The 2,672-nt window shown below is 59.0% G+C and carries 4 protein-coding genes; all 4 read left to right on the top strand.

The features are described 5' to 3' along the window. Positions 1-85 precede the first annotated feature (85 nt). Genes tnpA through ACT3R4_RS18290 form a run of 4 tightly spaced genes read left to right on the top strand, consistent with a single transcriptional unit; the run spans position 86 to position 2,642 of the window. Positions 86-376 (top strand): IS66 family insertion sequence element accessory protein TnpA, encoded by a 291-nt coding sequence (gene tnpA, locus ACT3R4_RS18305; RefSeq protein WP_172416383.1) that lies wholly within the window; start codon positions 86-88, stop codon positions 374-376. Further along, positions 373-717 carry an IS66 family insertion sequence element accessory protein TnpB gene (gene tnpB, locus ACT3R4_RS18300; RefSeq protein WP_004578760.1) on the top strand — a complete coding sequence of 115 codons (345 nt, stop codon included), beginning with the start codon at positions 373-375 and terminating at the stop codon, positions 715-717. The genes tnpA and tnpB overlap by 4 nt, the downstream gene beginning before the upstream one ends. 28 nt (positions 718-745) lie before the next feature. Continuing rightward, positions 746-2,383, top strand: a complete 1,638-nt coding sequence (gene tnpC / locus ACT3R4_RS18295; RefSeq protein ID WP_192539858.1) for an IS66 family transposase — start codon at positions 746-748, stop codon at positions 2,381-2,383. Continuing rightward, positions 2,373-2,642, top strand: a complete 270-nt coding sequence (locus tag ACT3R4_RS18290) for a hypothetical protein (protein WP_062375866.1) — start codon at positions 2,373-2,375, stop codon at positions 2,640-2,642. The genes tnpC and ACT3R4_RS18290 overlap by 11 nt, the downstream gene beginning before the upstream one ends. Positions 2,643-2,672 lie beyond the last annotated feature (30 nt).

The raw sequence follows: 2,672 nt of genomic DNA, 5'->3' as shown, positions 1-2,672 counted from the left end.
GTAAGCGTCCATTCCGCGACGTTCTGCCACCCCGCTAAAATTCGCCCTAAAGTAACCTCACAGTTTCCAACACGAGGTTATCGCCATGAGAAAGCACCGCACACCCGACCAGTGGCAGGCTTTGGTCAATCAGCAGCGTGACAGTGGTCTGTCAGCTCGGCAGTTCTGCGAACAAGAGAACATTGGTTACGCGAGTTTCTGCAACTGGCGCAAGCGCCTGTCTGATCCGTCGGCCGATGATTCGGCTGGATCCGGTGAAGCCAGCTTTCTGGATTTGTCGTCACTGATGGACACATCGCAATCCTCCGGCCCAGGCTGGAACATTGTGCTCAGCCTGGGCAATGGCGTTGAACTGCGGCTGAGCCAGAACGGGTGATCGGGCTCGATAGTCAGGCCCGGATCTGGCTGTGCACCGAGCCCACCGATATGCGCAAATCGTTCCGGGGCCTGAGTGCCCTGGTCCGGAATCAGTTGAAGCACGACCCTCTCAGCGGCCAGTATTTCGTCTTCGTCAATCGCCGCAAGACTCAGATGAAGATGCTGTATTTTACGACCACCGGTTACTGCCTGTGGGCCAAGCGCCTGGAGCAGGGGCAGTTCCGGGTGCCATTATCTGCCTCGGGGCAGCGAGCCCTGACCCTGACGGATCTGCAACTGCTGATCGATGGCATTGAGGTGCAGAAATACCGCCAGTTCAAGCGTTTTCGAGGGGTATAGAAGACGGACTTCCGGTATAATATCGGTCATGAATTCAACGGCTTCTGATCCTTGTCCCAATGCATCGTCCTCCTCGGCTCTGGCCGATGAGAATGCACTGCTGCGTGAGCAGGTCCAGATCCTGCAGCGCCAGCTGGACTGGTTCAAGAAGCAGCTGTTCGGCCCCAAGTCCGAGAAGCAGGTGTTTGATCTGCCGGGCCAGAACAGCCTGTTCCAGCCCGATGAAGCACCGCTGCCGGAGCAGCCTGCTGGCGAAGAAAAACGCACCATCAAGGCCTATCAGCGCGGCACCGGCAAAAAGCAGCGGGACGACGACTGCTTGAATGACTCCGGTCTGCGCTTTACCGCCGATGTGCCGATGGAGGTCATTGAGCACCTGCCACCGGAACTGACCGGGCCGGAGGCTGACCAGTACGTAGTGATCGGTAGCAAGACCACCTACCGGCTGGCCCAGCGTGCCTCCAGTTATGTGGTGCTTAAGTGCGAACGCCCGGTGTTCCGGCGAAAGGGGGCCGAGAAGCCGGTGACGACTCTGGCTCCGTTCAACGTGCTGGACAACAGCCTGGCCGACGTCAGCCTGCTGGCCGGGCTGCTGGTGGACAAGTTCCAGTTCCACCTGCCGCTGTATCGTCAACACCAGCGCATCCAGCAGGCCGGTATCACCGTCAGTCGCAGCACCCTGACGAACCTGGTCAAGCGTGCCATCGACCTGTTGCGACCCATCGTGGATGCCCAGACCGACAATGTGCTGCGCAGTCGGGTGCTGGCCATGGATGAAACGCCCATCAAAGCCGGTCATCAGGGCCGGGCCGGCCCGCAAAAGGGCAAGATGAAAACCGGCTGGTTCTGGCCGTTATACGGCGATGCCGACGAGGTGGTGTTCACCTACTCGAACAGCCGTGGGCGTGCCCATATCGAAGAAGTACTCAGCGAATCGTTCAGCGGCACCCTGATCAGTGACGGCTACGCGGCCTATGCCCGCTACGCTGCCGCTCAGGAGAGCGTCACCCATGCCCAATGTTGGGTGCATGGTCGCCGTTATTTTATCGAGGCACAGAAAGATCACCCGGAGACAGTCACCAACGCGCTGCAACAGATCGCCAAGGTGTACCGGAATGAAGAGGCCATCAAAACCCAGGGGCTGACTGGCGAGAAGAAACGCCAGTACCGGTTGGATCACTCGAAACCGGTGGTCAGCGACTTCTTCCAGTGGTGCCGGGATCAGTTGGCACAAGGCGGCCTCGTGCCCAGCGACCCGCTGACCAAGGCCCTGAACTACGTGCTCGGTCGCGAAGCGAGCCTGACCGTGTTCCTGGAAAACCCGGACGTGCAGCCAGACACCAACCACCTGGAACGGGCGCTACGCCCCATTCCAATGGGCAAGAAAAACTGGATGTTCTGCTGGACCGAACTGGGCGCGGAACACCTGGGCATCATCCAGAGCCTGATCAGCACCTGCAAGCTGCACGATATTAACCCCTACACTTACCTGGTGGACGTGCTGCAACGCGTCAGTCAGCATCCCGCCAGTGAAGTGGCGAACCTGACTCCGCGGCGCTGGAAAATCCGGTTCGCCGAGAATCCGCTACGGGCTCTGATCGATCCCCGTCATCCGGACCGACAAGCCACGCAACTCACACCGGTGGAGGTCGTCCATGCGCATTGAGGACATGAGCATCGACGAGTTGCTGGAACTGAACCAGTACATCTGCCAGCGCATTGATGAACTGCAAGAACAGGAAACCCTGCAAGCCTTGAGTCGGTTGCGGGTTGGTCTGAAAGTGACCTTCGAAGGCCGAGAAGGACCGGTGTTGGGGATCGTCACCAAGATCAACCGCAAGAGTGTGATCGTGCTGGGCGAGGAAGGCAGGAAACAGTACAAGGTCTCGCCGGAGTTACTTAGGCCTCTGCGTGACGTGAAGTAGGTCAACTACGTCGTAGGATGAACGCTTACG

Origin of the sequence: Halomonas sp. AOP7-E1-9 (assembly GCF_052376035.1) — a bacterium.
Classification (GTDB): domain Bacteria; phylum Pseudomonadota; class Gammaproteobacteria; order Pseudomonadales; family Halomonadaceae; genus Vreelandella; species Vreelandella citrativorans.
This window is presented reverse-complemented; position numbering and strand designations above follow the sequence as displayed.